The sequence below is a fragment of the Paenibacillus sp. J22R56 genome, from assembly GCF_056269375.1.
This window is the reverse complement of sequence record NZ_JBWDNV010000004.1, coordinates 82168-99521: the sequence shown is the minus strand read 5'-3', so window position 1 is coordinate 99521 and position 17354 is coordinate 82168. Positions and strand designations below refer to the sequence as shown.

Below are 17354 nucleotides of genomic sequence, written 5' to 3'. Positions count from 1 at the left end.
GAGGATGGAATCATGCGCAAAAGCATTCCCGCTTTACTTACCCTCATTATTCTAGCAGTAGTAATCAGTGCTTGCAGCGGCAACAACAATGGCAATAATGCAGGCAACAACTCCGAAGCATCGCCTTCGAATACGGCAGCGGCCGATCAACCAAAAGACGGTGGCAGCCTGATCCTTGGTGTACAAGCCGACCCTGTCATTCTTAACCCAATCTATGCAGGCGACCGTGTCAGCCTGACAATTGACCAAGCCCTTTACGCTCCACTGTTCCAAGTGAACAACGGCGAGAAAACATTCTACCTGGCTGACAGCCTTGAGCCTTCGGCTGACAACCTGACTTATACTTTGAAGCTGAAAAGTGGTCTTACTTGGCATGATGGCCAGCCGCTCACAGCAGACGATGTTGTCTTCACTTTCGATTCCATTCTTGACGAGAAGCAAAACAGCTTCTTCCGCGAGAACCTGATCATCGGCGGCAAGCCGGTCAAAGCAGTGAAAGTTGACGATACAACAGTTGAATTCCAACTGCCGCAAGTTAACCCGGCGTTCGAAGCAACACTTGTGCAATTGACTCCGATTCCTAAGCATATTTTCGAAGGCGAAGCGAATATTGAGAAAAGCACAAAGAACAACACACCAGTAGGTTCTGGTGCCTTCAAGTTCAAAGAATACAAAACAGGCGAGTATGTAACTCTTGAACGTTTCGATAACTACTTCGCAGGCAAACCGCATCTGGATTCGATCACTTACCGTGTAGCAAAAGATGCGAATGCAGCGAACCTAGCTCTTCAAAATGGCGAAATCAACGTGAAATACCTTGATCCGCAAGACGTATCGACAATCGAAAGCACTGGCAACTTCGATATTCAGGCTTACAGCGAAGGCCGCCTTGCTTACCTGCTCTTTAATGAAGACAGCGACACTGGCGCTCTGAAGAAAAAAGAAGTTCGTCAAGCGATCTCTTACGCCCTGAACCGTGAAGAGCTGATCCAAACGGTATATGGCTCGAGCGACTATGCCGACCAAGCCAAATCGTTCGTAACACCGGACGGCCTGTTCCACACGAACGACGTTACTTCTTACGATAATGATGTAGATAAAGCAAAAGAACTGCTGGCTTCCGCTGGCGAAAGCAACCTGAAGCTTCGCTTCATCGTATCAAGCGGCAACAAAGCACAAGAAGCAGCTGCCCTGTACATTCAACAAAAGCTGAAAGCTGTTGGCATCACAGTTGAACTGCAAAGCATGGACGCTTCGGCTTACGGTCAGAAATTTACGGACCTGAAATCCAAAGATTATGAACTGTCCTATGCAGGCTACATCATGGGTTACGACCCAGATGCTTACCGCATTCTGTTCACAAGCGGCTCCAACTCCAACTACGCTCGTTACTCGAACCCAGAAGTAGACACTCTGTTCAACCAAGGTGCTGGTGAAGCAGATGCAACTAAACGCGGCGAGGCTTACCAAAAGCTGCAACAAATCATCGCTGATGATGCTGTTGTATACCCTGTAGGCTACACGAAAACAATCGTAGCTATCGACAAACGTTTCGGCGGCCTCGATCAAGCGGTTCTGAAACCAGTCGTTATTTTCGAAGATCCGTCCAAGCTGTACATGAAGTAATAAAACCTCTGCTCTCGGCTTTAGAAATAAATCGAATATCGATACAGGCAAAAAATAGCTGAGTTTTCTCAGTTATTTTTTGCCGTAAACAGCATAGGAGACAATCGTATGAGACAACTCATCGCTAGACGCTTACTGCAGACGATTCCATTGCTGCTCTTCGTCTCGATCGCCTGCTTTGCCTTAATTAAGCTGGCTCCCGGGGATCCTGTTCTTTCCTTCGTGACGCCTAACATGCATCCCGAAGATATTGAACGTATTCGTCATAACTTAGGGCTCGATAAGCCTGCTTATATGCAATATTTGTTATGGATCAAAGAGCTGTTCCAAGGTAATCTTGGTTATTCGCTTGTGAATCATCAGCCTGTTATGGATCAAATTCTAGACCGTTTGCCGGCAACTGCAGGACTGATGGGCTGCGCCCTTGCCCTTGCTGTTCTGCTAGCTATTCCGCTTGGACTCACAGCTGGCGCGAACCGTGACCGCTGGCAGGATAAGCTGATCAATATGATCTCTTACGTCGGCATTTCGGTACCGCTGTTCTATCTCGCTATTTTACTTATCTATTTATTCGCAATTGAACTGCACTGGCTCCCGATTATGGGTATGCGGACGATCGGTGTCCACTCTTCTTGGGATGTCATTAAGCACGGCATTCTGCCTTGTACAGTTCTCGCCTTTGGCTTCTTGTCGGTCTATGTACGGTACATCCGTTCCAGCACGATTGGCCAGCTGAAGGAAGACTACGTTCAAATTCAATACGCCTTTGGCGCAACTCGCCGGCAAGTGCTGTTCCGGCATGTGATGAAGCATGTCCTGCTGCCGGTTATTACGCTGCTTGGGATGTCGATGGCGGACCTTGTTACCGGCGCGATTGTGACGGAAACGGTCTTTTCCTGGCCGGGCATTGGCTCGCTTGGCATGACAGCTGTAAAAGGGATGGATTATCCCGTTATTATGGGTATTACGCTCTTCTCCGCCTTGTTCCTGATCATCGGCAACTTGCTTGCGGATATTTTATACGGATTCGCCGATCCGAGAATCAAATCAACGAGGTGAGCTCATGAATCGGACCAAATGGCGAAATGCGGGCCTCGAGCTCGTACGCAGCAAAATGGGGATCGTGTCTATCGCGATTCTCGTTATTTTTATACTAGGAGCGGTCTTTGCTTTCCTCTCCTCTCATGATCCGAATGCTCTGGACGCCTTGCAGCGACTGAAGTCGCCAAGCTCCGAGCATTGGTTCGGCACAGATGACTACGGCCGCGACTACTTCGCCCGTGCGTTGTACGGCGGACGAGTATCCCTCATGGTTGGTTTCTCGGCTATGATTCTGGCGACTTCAATCGGAGTGATCGTTGGCGTTGTCAGCGGCTACTTCGGCGGTTGGATCGACAATCTGCTGATGCGTTTCCTGGAAGTCATTTTGTCCATCCCATCGTTCCTGGTTATGCTCCTGCTCAGTGTATTCCTGAAGCCGAACCTGACTAGTATCGTCCTCATTATTGGACTCCTGATGTGGATGAACATGGCACGTATCATACGAGCAGAGACGATGACAATTCTGGAGCGCGAATATGTACTGTATGCAAAAGCCTCCGGTCAAAACCACTGGGGTATTATTTTCCGTCATATCTTCCCTAGCCTTGTGCCGGTCATTATCGTTGGCGCCACGAACAACGTCGCATCCGCGATTATGATGGAATCATCCCTAAGCTTCCTCGGATTTGGGGTACAAGCTCCTAATGCAACTTGGGGAAGTATGCTGAACAATGCGCAGGGCTATATCGCACAAGCGCCTTACCTTGCGTTGTTCCCAGGTTTATTCATTCTGCTGACGGTGCTCAGCTTTAATATTCTAGGTGATATACTGCGCGTTGGCTTCGAGCCAAAGCTGGGCAAGCGTTAAGATTTTCTTGCCCCGTGCGCGTCCGAAAGGAGTGAACGTTAGATGGCAGACAGGCTGCTAACCGTCAATAACCTACAAGTATCATTCCATACCCGCAGCGGAGAAAATAAAGCGGTTCGCGGCGTCAGCCTTCATATTGATCAAGGCGAAACGATCGGCATCGTTGGTGAATCAGGCAGCGGCAAAAGTGTTACCGCCAAAGCTATCATGGCGATGATTCCGCCTCCAGGCCAAATTGTCAGCGGCGAAATTACATTTGCCGGAGAGAACTTGAGCGGTTTATCCGAGCGCAAATGGCGTCAGATACGCGGCAACCGGATCGCAATGGTGTTCCAAGATCCGATGACCTCGCTTAATCCAGTCAAAAAGATCGGTCATCAGATGATCGAAGTCATTCGCCGGCATCGTGGTCTTAGCAAGGATGCCGCTTTGAAAGAAGCGGTCGAAATGCTTCGGCAGGTTGGCATTACTGAGCCGGAACGCCGCGTTCAGCAGTATCCGCATGAATTCAGCGGCGGCATGCGCCAGCGCGTCATGATCGCGATGGCATTATCCTGCCAGCCGGAGCTGCTTATCGCCGATGAGCCAACGACGGCTCTTGACGTAACGATTCAAGCGCAGATCCTCGATCTGCTCAAAGAATTAAAAGATAAGACTAGCGCGTCCATCGCGCTGATCACCCATGATCTTGGTGTTGTCGCGCAGGTATGCAGCCGCGTCATCGTCATGTATGGCGGCATGGTGATGGAAGAAGGCACGGTGGAAGACATCTTCTATCGTTCCAAGCATCCGTATACCCAAGGCCTGCTTCGCTCGGTTCCGCAGCGTCAAGGCGGCTCGCGTGAGCGGCTTGTGCCGATTGAAGGCACTCCGCCGGATCTGCTTGATCCACCTTCGGGATGCCCGTTCATGGAGCGCTGTCCGCATGCGATGCCAAAATGTGCGGAGCTTCCTCCGCATTTTGAAATCAGCGAAGGCCATCGTGCCCTCTGCTGGTTGAACGATGCTGAAGTTCAAGCCGAAATCGCGCGCCATCCGGAGCTTGAAGGGAGCGCTGCACATGTCAGAGGATAAAAAAGTGCTGGTGGACGTCCAGCAGCTTAAGAAACATTTTGTAAAGAGCCGTGATGCTTGGGGCCGTACTTCGGAAGTATTGAAGGCTGTTGACGGTGTCAGCTTCCAGATCCGCCAGGGCGAGACATTTGGTCTTGTTGGCGAGTCGGGCAGCGGTAAATCAACGGTTGGCCGATGCACTCTGCGTCTGTACGATTACACGGATGGAACGGTTAAGTTCGACGGACATGATCTAGCTAAGCTTGGTGAGAAACAGCTAAAGCCGTTCCGCCGGCGTATCCAGTCGATTTTCCAAGATCCCTATTCCTCGCTGAACCCCGGCATGAGCGTGCTGGACCTGATCGGCGAGCCGATGAATATTCACGGTCTATATAAAAATTTGGATGAGCGGAAAGAAGCCGTTGGCGCATTACTCGAAAAGGTTGGTCTGAAGCGTGAGCATCTGACCCGTTTCCCTCATGAGTTCAGCGGTGGTCAACGCCAGCGGATCTCGATTGCCCGCGCTTTATCCGTACGTCCCGACTTTGTTGTCTGTGATGAACCGATCTCAGCGCTGGACGTATCCGTACAGGCACAGGTTGTTAACATGCTTGAAGATTTACAGGCTGAATTTGGTCTTACGTATTTGTTTATCGCCCATGACCTTTCGATGGTTCGGCATATCTCGGACCGGATCGGCGTGATGTATCACGGACGTCTTGTGGAAGTAGCGGACAGCGATGAGCTGTACGAGAACCCCCTTCATCCGTATACAAAAGCGCTGCTGTCTGCAATTCCAGTACCGGATCCACGTGCAGTAGTCGAACGGGTTATTTATACACCGAATGCTGCAGCTGAAGAAGCTGCGGTGCTTAGAGAAGTTAGTCCGGGACATTTTGTAGCACTGCCGTAAGGCAGACGAGCTAGCTAAGGGAGGCTGAAACCTAATGACGAATATCGTGAAGCTGTCACAATGGGATGCATTACTCGTGGAGTCGCTCCGTAAGGGACATGGCTGGTCCAACGACGAGATTATTGCAAGAGTTACAAGTGGAGTTGATCTCCCAACGGACGATAGTATCTTCCAATTTAACTACAGCGATTTGGCTGCTTTTGCTCAGAAAGAACCGGAGACGTTCGAATCTGCGGTACGTAACGGCTACCAGATTAAATACAATACCGTGCGCGGTATCCGCAGCTGGATCTGGGTTGCCTTTGGCGAAGAGCCTCAGCTTGAGCTCGAAGCCGGACAAGAAGCCGTAACGGCTCAGCTAACTCCAGAACAACTGGAGCGCGTGAAAATGGCGCTGTCGTTTGGCTGGTCGATCGAGCCGATTAACGGCAAGGCGGGTTCGTACCGTATCGAACCCATTCAGCGTTAAGAATTCATGTGTTTAATTAGGGGCAGTCGAAAAGTCATCATTCTTTCATGACTTTTCGGACTGCCCCTGTTTCTTCTCCTTATACTTGGGATTTCATCGATGGAATCAGACGAAATCTAACGTAAGGAACGCGCCTAGCAAGAGTAACTGGTGGCTTCGTGCCCGCACACTTGCCTATGTTGGATTTCATACAGCGTAATGGTGCACTAGGCCAAGTAGCTGAAGCTACATTGGATATTCTCCAGCAGAATGCGCTCATATAGGCGAGAGTGGCTTAATTTGGCGGAAGTTACTGGATAGAATCCAATGCAGCTCGCAGCAGCTTGCGTTGAGCTGACTTACGTTGGACGAAATCCAACGTAAGGAACGCGCCCAGTAAGAAGTAACTGGTGGCTTCATGCCCGCACACTTGCCTATGTTGGATTTCATACAGCGTAATGGTGCACTAGGCCAAGTAGCTGAAGCTACATTGGATATTCTCCAGCAGAATGCGCTCATATAGGCGAGAGTGGCTTAATTTGGCGGAAGTTACTGGATAGAATCCAATGCAGCTCGCAGCAGCTTGCGTTGAGCTGACTTACGTTGGACGAAATCCAACGTAAGGAACGCGCCCAGTAAGAAGTAACTGGTGGCTTCATGCCCGCACACTTGCCTATGTTGGATTTCATACAGCGTAATGGTGCACTAGGCCAAGTAGCTGAAGCTACATTGGATATTCTCCAGCAGAATGCGCTCATATAGACGAGAGTGGCTCAATTTGGCGGAAGTTACTGGATAGAATCCAATGCAGCTCGCAGCAGCTTGCGCTGAGCTGACTTACGTTGGACGAAATCCAACGTAAGGAACGCGCCCAGCAGAAATACGGCAGTGGTATAATAGCGTAATTAGGCAGCAGCTTGCCTTATAGGAGGTCACACATAACGTGGATACAACAACCGAGAACCAAATTGCTGAGTGGATGATTAACGAGATTAAGTTTAGAGGCATCCTTCGTCAGGAAGAGGCCATTGAGCATGTGAAGCAGCATTTTGGCGAGCAATACATCTTCGTGAATGAGAACGGTAATATCTCGCTTGAGAAGGAAGTGAAGAAGGCCTTCCGTAAGCAGCATAAAGGTAGAGTTGCTTGGGACCGGGACGGTTTCTTCTGGGCTTGGACATAGCTCTCCCCTCATAGCAAAAAAAGCCTCCAAATCTGCGTATATGCAGCATTGGAGGCTTTTTTACACACAACTATTAATCAATTAACTTATGCCGGTACCACTTCTTGCCGCGGAAGCGCCAGAGGAAGATCATTCCCCGCACGCCCCACTCCAGATTCATCGCAACCCAGACACCGATGATTCCAAAGTCGAAGACGATTGCGAGCAAGTAACCAAGTACAATCCGGAACAACCACATGGATAATAACGATACAACAGATGTAAACTTCGAATCCCCTGCTGCGCGAAGAGCTGACGGCATAATAAAGCTGATTGACCAGAACACCACTTGCATGAGGGCATTAATAAGCGAAATGATCAGGATATCATCTACAATCTCTGCTGGGGGATGGAACAGCCCTACCAGCGGATAGAATAGTGGAATCATAATAATCGTCATGAAGAGCAGACACGCGGCCGACAGCCACAGGAAGGATCGTGTAAACTTCCTGGCATCCTCAATATTTTGCTGCCCGATACATTGACCAATTACCGTAATTGTCGTGATCGCCAAAGCATTCGAAGGAATTTGAAGGACATTGGCAAGCGAGCCGCTTATCGCATTTGTCGCGATGGCATAGGTGCCAAGACCAACGACAAACGTTTGGGTGACGATTTTCCCGCCATTAAAGAACATCTGCTCCGCTGCAAACGGCATACCGATGAACAGAATCTTTTTCAGCATGGTCAAATTGAACGCCAGCAAATCCCGAATACGCAGCCGCAGGCTCGTATCAATCTTCACCAGATAAATAATAGCGAGAATTGCAGCCGCATAGCGGGAGATATTCACGGAAATCGTCAGTCCAAGCACGCCCATATGCATAAGGTTAATAAAGACAATATTCAGCAGTACATACGACAGGTTCATAACGAGGGACAACATCAGAGAAGCCCGGCTTCGCCCGATACCACGCAATGCTCCGCATACAGCCTCCATCATCGCAATCCCGACATAGGACAAGCCGCTGCCGATCAGATACGTCTTGCCTTCTGCGAATACTTCCGGTGTTGCAGCACCAAACAGCAGATTCAGCATTGGATTATGGAAAGCCACCACAATTAAGCTGATCGCAAGGGCAACTAACGTAACCGAGGATACGGAGCTTGCCGCTGATTTGGATACCATCTGATCGTTCCCGCTGCCTTTATACTGGGCAACAACAACCGTTCCCCCGGTCGACACCGCGATAAAGACACTGATCAGGAATATATTAAGCGAATCCACCATATTAACGGCACTAACCGCGTCAACACCAGATGAACTAATCATCGCGGTATTCACAAGGTTCAGACCAACGAGGAACGCCTGATCGATCAGAATCGGAATAAACAAGGATATAATCTGTCTGTAATCAATGGACACTCCGGTAAAGTGTCGATTCAGGAAAGCTTCACGCCTTCCTAGTTGTCTGGGTCGTCCTATACCCATATCATCACATTCTTCTTGTTGGATTGGTAAAGCTTCAGTTATCTCTTACTATAGCAGAGATTTGTCCTTTGTGGATTGCTCCCAAAGACATAAAATCCACAGCCTAAGCGGCTGTGGATTTCGATTCATAAGCAGTCGCACGTCTGCTCTCGACGAGCCCGGCGATATAGAGCACCAGCATAAGGCCAAGCAGCGCCGCACATACAGAGAGCGGAATAGCCCAGTGATGAGCCGAGTGTGAAAAGAACGGAATAAGCGCCACGGCCACAATTGGCGGGGCATTCCACTTGAATTTATTAATTAACCAGATCGTTATAATGACGTTAACAAATAACGAGATTGCGCTTGGATAAATGTAATAGAGCAACGTCCCAATTCCGGAGGATACGACGGCACCAAAGGTGACTTTTCCCACTTCGGATATGGTCGACGAGCGGGATAAGAAGAGAAAACTAAACGCACCAAGCGTTGGGAAGAACAGTGTATCCAGGAAGGAGAAATGTAGAGACAGCCAGTAAATAAGCCCTACGTAGAGACAAATCACGATTGTTTTCAAGTTCATGAGCTTCTTGATTACCTCCTGTAGCGGCCGTGCAATTTTGCGCCTGCTCCATTGTAAAGAGTTTTGGATAGAGCGTCAATCTCTAAAATTATACTCTTTATTTCCTACCCGATAACTATGATTTAGTGTATACTGAATATAACCGATTTTATAAATCGAACCTTGAACGGAGGATGTTCATGTCCCAGCCGGTCGTTAATTTAAGTTATGAATGTGTAGAGGAAGTGCCTTTACACCGTGTACGTGGCAATCAGCTTGGCATTCTACTGAGCGTGATCGCAACCGTCCTAACTCAGCAATGGTGGATTCTTGCCTTGCCCCTCGTCGTGCAATTAATCAGTCGTACGTATGGAGTAAAATATAACGTTTTCGTCCGCGTGTTCTCACCGTTACTGCCGGTAAGCCCACGCACTGAAGCACGGGAGCTGCTGCGTTTCAACAATCTGCTCGCTATTCTGTTCCTTTTCGTTACACTCGCAGCACACTTTCTCGGCTTAACCGTACTGTCCTATATCAGCCTTGGCATGCTCACAGCTGCCGTTGTGGCTGCCTTAAGCGGCTTTTGCCTTGGCTGCTTCATGTACTTCCAATACAAACAGTTTCGTCTGCGCCAGCAAAGACATTAACCATGAGAATAACTCCAATCGGAATCCGATGTGGTAAGAAAAAGCCCGCCAAATTTGGCGGGCTCTTTTGTATATAAGCTTAGAGAACAATATCAGAGATAAACCGTTCTAGCACGGTCACGTCCGTAATGTTCTTGTTGCAGGTGTCGCTGTTCACACACATATAGTTGCCAATCGCCTTGTAGTAATCTGGCGAAGCATTCGCTGGCTTCGACTTCGTAATCGCCGAGACTAACGCCACTTCTTCATGCTTGTTACATAGGAAGCATACGCTTTTCTTCTGCACAGGCGTGAATCTAGCCTCTACTCCTACCAGTCGACCGTTCAAATGATAAGCGAGATACATCTTGTTCGTGCCAATATCCGTCCAGCCCATATAAGTGATATAGCGAAGATCCATCGCCGCGAGGTCAGGAACCTTCAGCTTCTTTACCTTCGGGAACAGCTTCTTCAGCTGCTTCTCTTCGACCTTCTCGAATGGCAGAACGTACTCTTCAAGTGAGCGCACATAGCCCTGGAATTCCTGCGGGGAACTTAATGACGCAAAGCTTCCAAGCAGCTGCTGCTCCTGCTCCGACGCGCCAGGGAAAGCTTCCATGACTTTAAATGACGTGTTTGATCGAACCGATTCAATCACCTTCGGATCCGATACGGTACTGCAGGCTTGCTGCAGTTGACCTGCTTGCTTTTTAATGACATTCAATTGATGGTTTCTAATAAATGGTGTATACATTGCTTTGTCAGCCCCTTATTTGGTATAAAATCATAAATCAATAAGGTGCAAAGCCCATTATTAGAAACGATAGCCGGGCGACCATTCTTTCAAGTACGCCCCATGCAAAGTATCGCCCCTAATTCAGGCTCTGCATGAAGCTGATTCGTAATCCGGCAAATTGATTTGCCATTTTTACCGCCTCCCTTTACTACTAAGATTATAAAATAAACGCTGCACCGTCCGCAATCCTCGTTCTTATTGTTCCAACCATTCCCGTAGCTGCGGCATCATCCGCTTCGCATCCTCATATCCCTGCCTGTAAAGCGCGTCTAGTTTCACTGGGTCCCGCTCCATCCGCCCGACCACAAGCGTCTCTTGCGGCCGAATCACAAATGCCAGGCCCGTGCGCTCCTGCTCCGCTATATAATCAAGTGTCTCATTGTAACGCTCATGCCGCTTGAACATCTTCTCCACCAGCTTCGGATATTTCCGGTAGGCACGCTGAACAATCCAGCCAAACCGTCCCGGCGACTTCCGGTAATCCTCATTCCTTGTCAGAATAAGAACATTACGCTTACAGCCATCACTCTCGGCTTTTCGCAGTGGAATCGGATCGGAGATCCCGCCATCCAGCAGCTTACGGCGGCCATATTCGACTATTGGCGCAATAAAGGGAAGGGAGCTGGATGCCCTGAGCAGCTGCAAGAGGTCGAAGTCTGGATCGCTTTTCCGATAATAGACGGTCTCTCCCGTTACGCAGTCAGTCGTGCCGATGACGAACTCCTCCGGACTATTCCGGAAAGCTTCGTAATCGAATGGAACATGTTTATTTGGGATTTCATCGAAGATAAAGTCCATCCCGAAGAGCTGTCCTTTTTTCCAAAGATTGTTCCATGAGATATATCTCGGATCGCTCACCCACTCTACATTTACGACCCGGTTGCGTCCAAGCTGTCTCGACAGATAACTCGCCCCCATGCAGGCACCCGCCGACACCCCGATCATATATGGAAAATAAATGTTATGCTCTGAAAAAAACTCCAGCACCCCGGCCGTATAAACGCCGCGCATGCCTCCACCTTCCAATATGAGTCCGATCGATTCTGCTTGGCTCATGCCCTTTTGCCTCCCTATATGAGGCTCTGCCTCTATTCGTTACTGTAATTGTAGCCATCGCCGTTCGCGTTAGTCAATTTGGCATCCGGCCTAAAATGGATAGGCGCAGAGGCATGGCTAAAAAAACTTAACAAACTTCCCTAAGTCCTTGTCTTGAAACCGCTTGCCAACTATGTCACAATCAAAAAGGTTACATATGCGATTTATAGCGGATGCTTACGTAGCAAGAATTGCTTCACAATTCTTTAAGCACATGCTTTCGAAGCAAGAATTGCTTCACAATTAAATGCTTACGAAGCAAGAATTGCTTCACAATTCTTTTTAGGAGGACTTATAAATGAGAACGATTCAACTCGGAAACAGCACGCTCGAAGTACCGGTAGTTGCGGTTGGCTGTATGCGTATTAATTCCTTGGATAAAGCAGGGGCAGAGCGTTTTGTCCAAACGGCACTTGAGCAAGGGGCAAACTTCTTCGACCACGCAGACATTTACGGCGCCGGCACATGCGAGGAAATCTTCGCAGAAGCCATTCATATGAACGACAGTGTTCGTGAGAACATCATTTTGCAATCCAAATGCGGCATTAAGCCCGGCGTTATGTTCGACTTCTCGAAGGAGCATATCCTTGCTTCGACGGATGCGATCCTGAAGCGCCTGAACACCGACTACCTCGACATTCTGCTGCTGCACCGTCCAGATGCATTGGTTGAGCCTGATGAAGTTGCTGAAGCATTCGACCGTCTGCAAAGCTCCGGCAAAGTACGTCACTTCGGCGTATCGAACCAGAACCCGATGCAAATCGAGCTGCTCAAGAAATCGGTGAAACAACCAATCGTTGCGAACCAGCTTCAACTGAGCATCACAAACGCGAACATGATCTCCAACGGCATTAATGTGAATATGGAGAACAGCTCCGCGATTAACCGCGACGGCAGCATTCTCGACTACTGCCGCCTGAACGACATTACGGTACAGCCTTGGTCGCCATTCCAATACGGCTTCTTCGAGGGTGTATTCCTCGGAAGCGACAAGTTCCCTGAGCTGAACCAAGTGATCGATGAGATCGCTGGCAAATATGACGTGAGCAACACAACGATTGCGATCGCTTGGATTCTCCGTCACCCTGCGAAAATGCAGCCGGTTATCGGTTCGATGAATATCGAACGTCTGGTAGACTGCGTAAAAGCATCCGACATTACACTTACCCGCGAAGAATGGTACGCGATCTACCGCGCAGCAGGCAATATTTTGCCATAAGCTTCTTCGAAAGTATAGCAGCAGCCTCTGGTCTTGGATGACCAGAGGCTGCTGTTTTATACTCTTAGAGCAAGAATCATCAAGAACGGGAGCATCCATTCGTATACAATGAGGTCATCGAGAACGAGGAGGTTAGACATCCGAATGAAGCAGGATTATTTGATGCAGATTCAACAGACGATTGATTACATCGAAGCCCATATTGCCGAAGAGCTTTCTTTATCGCGGCTGGCGCAGGTTGCGAGGCTTTCGGACTTTCATTTTCACCGTGTCTTTCAATCCATGGCAGGAGAGACCGTGATGGAATATGTGCGTAAACGTCGTCTGGCGATATCCGCTTATCAGGTTGCTTATTCGGATGCGAAACTGATCGATATCGCGCTCGATACGGGGTTTCAGAATCATGAGACCTTTACCCGAGCTTTCAAGCGCATGTTCGAAATGACACCGGGTGACTACCGTAAACGGGAAATTAAGCCCCCGTCATACTCCAAGCTGAATGTGCTGCAGCGCAAGTACAATCCCTATTTAGGAGGAATACGAATGGATTACAAAATTATAACGAAGCCTGCTTTCAAAGTGATCGGCTACGAGATCCGCACAAGAGCAAATGGTGACAATCATAGAGAGATCCCGGCCTTCTGGCAGGAATATATTCAAAAAGGTCTTAATAAGAGCATCCCCAACCGCGTGCATAAGGACTCCCCTGTCGAGCTTGGCATCTGCCATAAATTCGATATGGACTCCGACAGCTTCTCTTATCTGATTGGTATGGAAGCGGAAAGCTTTGAAGGTGTAAAGGGCGAAGGCCTCGTCTGCAGCGAGTTTGATGCCGCGGAGTACGCTGTATTCACCACGCCAAAGGTTCCGCGTGAACAGTTCTCCTCCTCCATCCAAAGCACCTGGATGACAATCTTCGGGGAATGGTTCCCTCATTCCGGCTACGAGCATGCAGGCAAGCCGGAGTTTGAGCTGTATGATGAGCGCAGCAACCATGAGCTGTCTGAAATCCAGATGGATATCTATATCCCGATTAAGAAAAAAGCTGAATAGTTTGGGACAGCGCGAGGGCTTATGCTCTCGCGCTTTTTTTTTGCAATCGTACTTTCGACGCCCCCTGTAATACGGTTTTTCCTCTTATTTCGCTTTTCGTACCCGTTCGCCCAACTCCTTTCCCCATCAACTGATCAAAATACTTTATTACTAAAATTTACTGCAACACTCTCTCCACATGGTTCGTCTAAGGGGAGGAAGGTTAAGCTATATCTATAAACCATTTAGGCGGTGAACATCATGATTAAGAAAATCAGCACCCTGCTTCTCCTCGTGACGCTCAGTTTATCCCTGCTCTTGGCAGGCTGCTCGAAAGCTGACAATACTTCGAATAACACGCCAGCATCGGAAGAAGCCGGGAACAATTCCTCTGCTCCTTCATCGAACTCTAGCAATACAAATACGGACACGGATACGGGTACGAGTACGCCTAGTACCAGCCCTGACGAAGACACCTCTTCACAGCAGCCCGGCAATACCGGCGGCGGTACCTCCGGGAATCCAACTCCAGTTAGTACTGGTGAAAAAACCGTTCAAATCAGCACCGTTACAGCCCTGCGCCTTGCTGACTCCAAGACTGGCTGGGTTGCCGGCAACGGCCAAATTGCAAGAACAGAAGACGGCGGCGCCCACTTTAAGCTTCAATACGCAGGCAACAAACCGGTTAACCAAATTTTCGCTCTGAGCAGCAGCAAAGTTTGGGCAACCATTGGCGACGAGAGCGAAAGCAGCCTGACACTGATTCAATCTACTAACGGCGGCAAAACATGGACGAAAGCAGGCACTGTGCCTAACCGCGGCTATCTCCATTTTACCAATGACAAAACAGCCTTTAGCGACGATGCCATGACCAAGGATGGCGGTAAGACGTGGACAACATTGCAAACACCTGGCAAAGAAATCGGCGAAGTGTACTTCCATGACCTCAACAATGGCTGGGCTGTACAAATGGTGAATGGCAAGATGCTCTTCATGCATACAGCAAATGGCGGAAAAACCTGGGACACTGTTATGACGCGCTCAACAGAAGAAGCCCCTAATAACGTCATCATCCGCTCTACGGCAGCAAACGATGCTTGGATTGAGCTCATTGGTGGCTCAGGTATGTCGCAAACCTCCTACTCGCTCTTCCACACAACCGACGGTGGCAAAACTTGGCTCCCGGCAATTGTGAAGAACGGCGCAGGATCTGGTCCCGCTCCCGGGTTTACAATGGACGACCCGAAGGTTCCAAGCGGCATGACCAGCTCAAGCCCTGGCACGTTGTATGTTGTCAATTCACAAACAGCGATTATGGGCGGTCAATGCCAAGCTTGCGATAAAGCCAACACTTTGATGGAAACCAAAGACGGCGGTAAGAGCTGGACGATCAGCAAGGCGGAATTGACCGGTTACGGCACCCAAGTTATTGGCGCTTCTGACGCGAGTCATATTTGGTTCATCACAACAGATCATACCGATCCATCTGTCTTGTACACCTCTACGGATGGCGGCAAGACCTTGCATAAGGTGTATACCTTCAAGAAGCCATAAGCAGAGTAGCCAGAAAAGCCCTCCTCATACCCGATAATCAATCGGCGTATGATGGAGGGCTTTTTTATATAAAGCTATATGACGTTAATTATTCACATCCTTAACGCCAATGAGCTCCTTCCGATGCGAATAAGAAAGCAGAATAAAGTTAATAACGCCAAGCAGAACAATGGGCCAAGAGTAATGATCCAGAACCAAATAAATCGACAGCAGGAGCATACCAAGCACAACATGAAAGGCATCCGTTTCTGAAGAGGTTGACCTGCCTTTGTTGATCAGTCTCGTTACCGAGAGCAGTACAGCAAGTATAATCGCATACGCAAGCGATACCGCAAATCCCGTCAGCCCGCTCCATACGCCAAACGTCACTGCAATGGCTTTGCCGCCTTTCCAGCCCGTAAACGGAGAAAAGATATGCCCAAGAATAGCCGCAGCAGCCGGAAAAACAAGAGCAAAACCCGTTACGTCACCGCCATGGTGGAGCCAAAGCATCGGTAAATACCCTTTCAAGAAGTCCAGTGCAATCCCGGCAATGCCGTAGGTATAACCCGTTGCTTTCCACAAGTTGATTGCACCGGGATTGCCATCACCATATTCTTGGAGATTATGATTTTTCGCTAATCCAATCAAATACGAGAACATCAAGGAACCTGCCAGAAACGATGCCGCTGTCCATAAAATAATCATGGATTGCCACGCCCCCCAACCTTAATGCTTCTGCCTTTCCAAGCAACCTGCCGTAGAAACACCACCTGATAAAGAGAATACAGCATGATATAGAGGAAAAAGACCGTGCTCAGCATATGGACGATGGGCAGCCATATCCCGAACCTTCCGGTATAACGGACAAAGTAATAAATTTGCAGCGTGTACAGCACATATCCAATAGCAAAAGGCAGGAGATAAGAGGTACCTATAACAAAAGGTGCGGCTTCCGCGGCAATTAGGCCGATCAGCCATACGGCAACAAGCAGCGATGTTCGGATGTTCAACTTGCTGGTGCTAAGCACCGCTCCTTTACTGAAGCCTTGAATCTCACTCTTGATACCGCCTGGATACATCCGAAAGGAAACCATGCCGCGTCCGATGTAATTGGTCACTTTTACATCGGCTTCCATAAACCTTGCCCCTAAGTTGAGATCATCCAGCACTTCAGCCTTTACACCTTCATGGCCTTTTGCCTTTTCATAATCCGCTCTTGTGGTGAGGATGCAGGAGCCATACAAGCCTTTATTCGGGTTTGTCAGCTCCATTGGAGACGTGAAGGCAAATAAGCCTAATACGTTCACGATCAACGCTAACCGCTCATAAAAACTCTCAGCAATATGGAACGGCACGACAGAAATAACCCCGCCCTCTTGTTCTCTTGAAGTAAGAAGGGAGCGAAGTGCATGTGGTGCAAGACGGACATCCGCATCCAGAAAAGCAATTAAATCACCGGTAGCCTGAAGGTAACCGTTCCATACCGCCCAATTCTTGCCTGTCCATCCCAAAGGGAGCTCGGGATTCGTAATCACCTTGATTCCGTAACTCTCCGCGATTTCTCTGGTCTGATCCTCTGAATGGTCATCTACGACGATAATTTCCAAGTCCGTGTAAGTTTGAGCTTGAAGTGAGCTCAGCAAGTGAGGCAGGTTGCCTTCTTCATTTCTTGCCGGAATAATGACGGACAGCTTCCCCTGCTGAATGGGACCCTCACGGTAGACGGGGATCGTATTTTTGCGGAATAACACCAGCCCCATGGCACAAGCGCATACGAGCAATGCTGTGATCAACATCCCCATATCCACACCCCCATTTTGCATATATAACAAATATATGGCTTCCGCTGTTGTTCTAGGACGTTTATCTGTTCGTGAAGCAGGCTTGGACCGTTGATTTTTTATGA

The 17354-nt window shown here is 48.9% G+C and carries 17 protein-coding genes; 11 read left to right on the top strand and 6 right to left on the bottom strand.

Going from position 1 to position 17354, the window contains the following annotated elements; translation table 11 throughout:
• Nucleotides 1-12 precede the first annotated feature (12 nt).
• The 7 genes from AC0YNT_RS11190 (at nt 13) to AC0YNT_RS11160 (ending at nt 7132) form a co-directional block, all read left to right on the top strand.
• Nucleotides 13-1626: an ABC transporter substrate-binding protein gene (locus AC0YNT_RS11190; protein ID WP_475804636.1), complete on the top strand. Its 1614-nt coding sequence runs from the start codon at nt 13-15 to the stop codon at nt 1624-1626.
• Between the two features lie 108 nt (nt 1627-1734).
• The gene (locus tag AC0YNT_RS11185; protein ID WP_475804635.1) at nt 1735-2685 is read left to right on the top strand and encodes an ABC transporter permease; all 951 of its coding nucleotides are present in this window, start codon (nt 1735-1737) and stop codon (nt 2683-2685) included.
• A gap of 4 nt (nt 2686-2689) precedes the next feature.
• Complete coding sequence (locus AC0YNT_RS11180; RefSeq protein ID WP_441892702.1) at nt 2690-3535, top strand: ABC transporter permease; 846 nt, start codon at nt 2690-2692, stop codon at nt 3533-3535.
• Between the two features lie 42 nt (nt 3536-3577).
• Nucleotides 3578-4609, top strand: coding sequence for an ABC transporter ATP-binding protein (locus AC0YNT_RS11175; RefSeq protein WP_475804634.1), 1032 nt, complete (start codon nt 3578-3580; stop codon nt 4607-4609).
• Nucleotides 4596-5501: an ABC transporter ATP-binding protein gene (locus tag AC0YNT_RS11170; protein ID WP_475804633.1), complete on the top strand. Its 906-nt coding sequence runs from the start codon at nt 4596-4598 to the stop codon at nt 5499-5501. The genes AC0YNT_RS11175 and AC0YNT_RS11170 overlap by 14 nt, the downstream gene beginning before the upstream one ends.
• 34 nt (nt 5502-5535) lie before the next feature.
• A complete protein-coding gene (locus AC0YNT_RS11165) occupies nt 5536-5970 on the top strand; it encodes a hypothetical protein (RefSeq protein ID WP_475804632.1) in 435 nt (144 codons plus the stop codon).
• A gap of 922 nt (nt 5971-6892) precedes the next feature.
• Nucleotides 6893-7132 carry a DUF6953 family protein gene (locus AC0YNT_RS11160; RefSeq protein WP_475804631.1) on the top strand — a complete coding sequence of 80 codons (240 nt, stop codon included), beginning with the start codon at nt 6893-6895 and terminating at the stop codon, nt 7130-7132.
• Nucleotides 7133-7205: 73 nt separating this feature from the next.
• Here AC0YNT_RS11160 and AC0YNT_RS11155 read toward each other — a convergent pair whose 3' ends face one another.
• Both AC0YNT_RS11155 and AC0YNT_RS11150 read right to left on the bottom strand, forming a co-directional pair.
• Nucleotides 7206-8603 (bottom strand): MATE family efflux transporter, encoded by a 1398-nt coding sequence (locus AC0YNT_RS11155; RefSeq protein ID WP_475804630.1) that lies wholly within the window; start codon nt 8601-8603, stop codon nt 7206-7208.
• 103 nt (nt 8604-8706) lie between these two features.
• Nucleotides 8707-9165 (bottom strand): HPP family protein, encoded by a 459-nt coding sequence (locus tag AC0YNT_RS11150; RefSeq protein ID WP_475804629.1) that lies wholly within the window; start codon nt 9163-9165, stop codon nt 8707-8709.
• 179 nt (nt 9166-9344) lie between these two features.
• Here AC0YNT_RS11150 and AC0YNT_RS11145 point away from each other — a divergent pair, with 179 nt between their 5' ends.
• Complete coding sequence (locus AC0YNT_RS11145) at nt 9345-9791, top strand: DUF4395 domain-containing protein (protein WP_475804628.1); 447 nt, start codon at nt 9345-9347, stop codon at nt 9789-9791.
• Nucleotides 9792-9870: 79 nt separating this feature from the next.
• Here the strand turns inward: AC0YNT_RS11145 and AC0YNT_RS11140 are convergent, their stop codons facing one another.
• Together AC0YNT_RS11140 and AC0YNT_RS11135 are read right to left on the bottom strand one after the other, a co-directional pair.
• Nucleotides 9871-10524 carry a FusB/FusC family EF-G-binding protein gene (locus AC0YNT_RS11140; protein ID WP_475804627.1) on the bottom strand — a complete coding sequence of 218 codons (654 nt, stop codon included), beginning with the start codon at nt 10522-10524 and terminating at the stop codon, nt 9871-9873.
• Between the two features lie 237 nt (nt 10525-10761).
• Entirely contained in the window at nt 10762-11622 is an 861-nt protein-coding gene (locus tag AC0YNT_RS11135; protein ID WP_475804626.1) for a patatin-like phospholipase family protein, read from the bottom strand.
• Nucleotides 11623-11959: 337 nt separating this feature from the next.
• Between AC0YNT_RS11135 and AC0YNT_RS11130 the strand changes: the two genes are divergently transcribed.
• The 3 genes from AC0YNT_RS11130 (at nt 11960) to AC0YNT_RS11120 (ending at nt 15466) form a co-directional block, all read left to right on the top strand.
• On the top strand, nt 11960-12880 hold the full coding sequence (locus tag AC0YNT_RS11130; protein WP_475804625.1) for an aldo/keto reductase: 921 nt from the start codon (nt 11960-11962) through the stop codon (nt 12878-12880).
• Between the two features lie 144 nt (nt 12881-13024).
• Entirely contained in the window at nt 13025-13933 is a 909-nt protein-coding gene (locus AC0YNT_RS11125) for a GyrI-like domain-containing protein (RefSeq protein ID WP_475804624.1), read from the top strand.
• 240 nt (nt 13934-14173) lie between these two features.
• Nucleotides 14174-15466, top strand: a complete 1293-nt coding sequence (locus AC0YNT_RS11120; protein ID WP_475804623.1) for a WD40/YVTN/BNR-like repeat-containing protein — start codon at nt 14174-14176, stop codon at nt 15464-15466.
• Nucleotides 15467-15550: 84 nt separating this feature from the next.
• On the opposite strand, the gene AC0YNT_RS11115 is transcribed toward AC0YNT_RS11120, so the two are convergent.
• Both AC0YNT_RS11115 and AC0YNT_RS11110 read right to left on the bottom strand, forming a co-directional pair.
• Entirely contained in the window at nt 15551-16153 is a 603-nt protein-coding gene (locus AC0YNT_RS11115) for a glycerol-3-phosphate acyltransferase (RefSeq protein WP_475804622.1), read from the bottom strand.
• Nucleotides 16150-17250 (bottom strand): glycosyltransferase family 2 protein, encoded by a 1101-nt coding sequence (locus AC0YNT_RS11110; protein WP_475804621.1) that lies wholly within the window; start codon nt 17248-17250, stop codon nt 16150-16152. The genes AC0YNT_RS11115 and AC0YNT_RS11110 overlap by 4 nt, the downstream gene beginning before the upstream one ends.
• Nucleotides 17251-17354 lie beyond the last annotated feature (104 nt).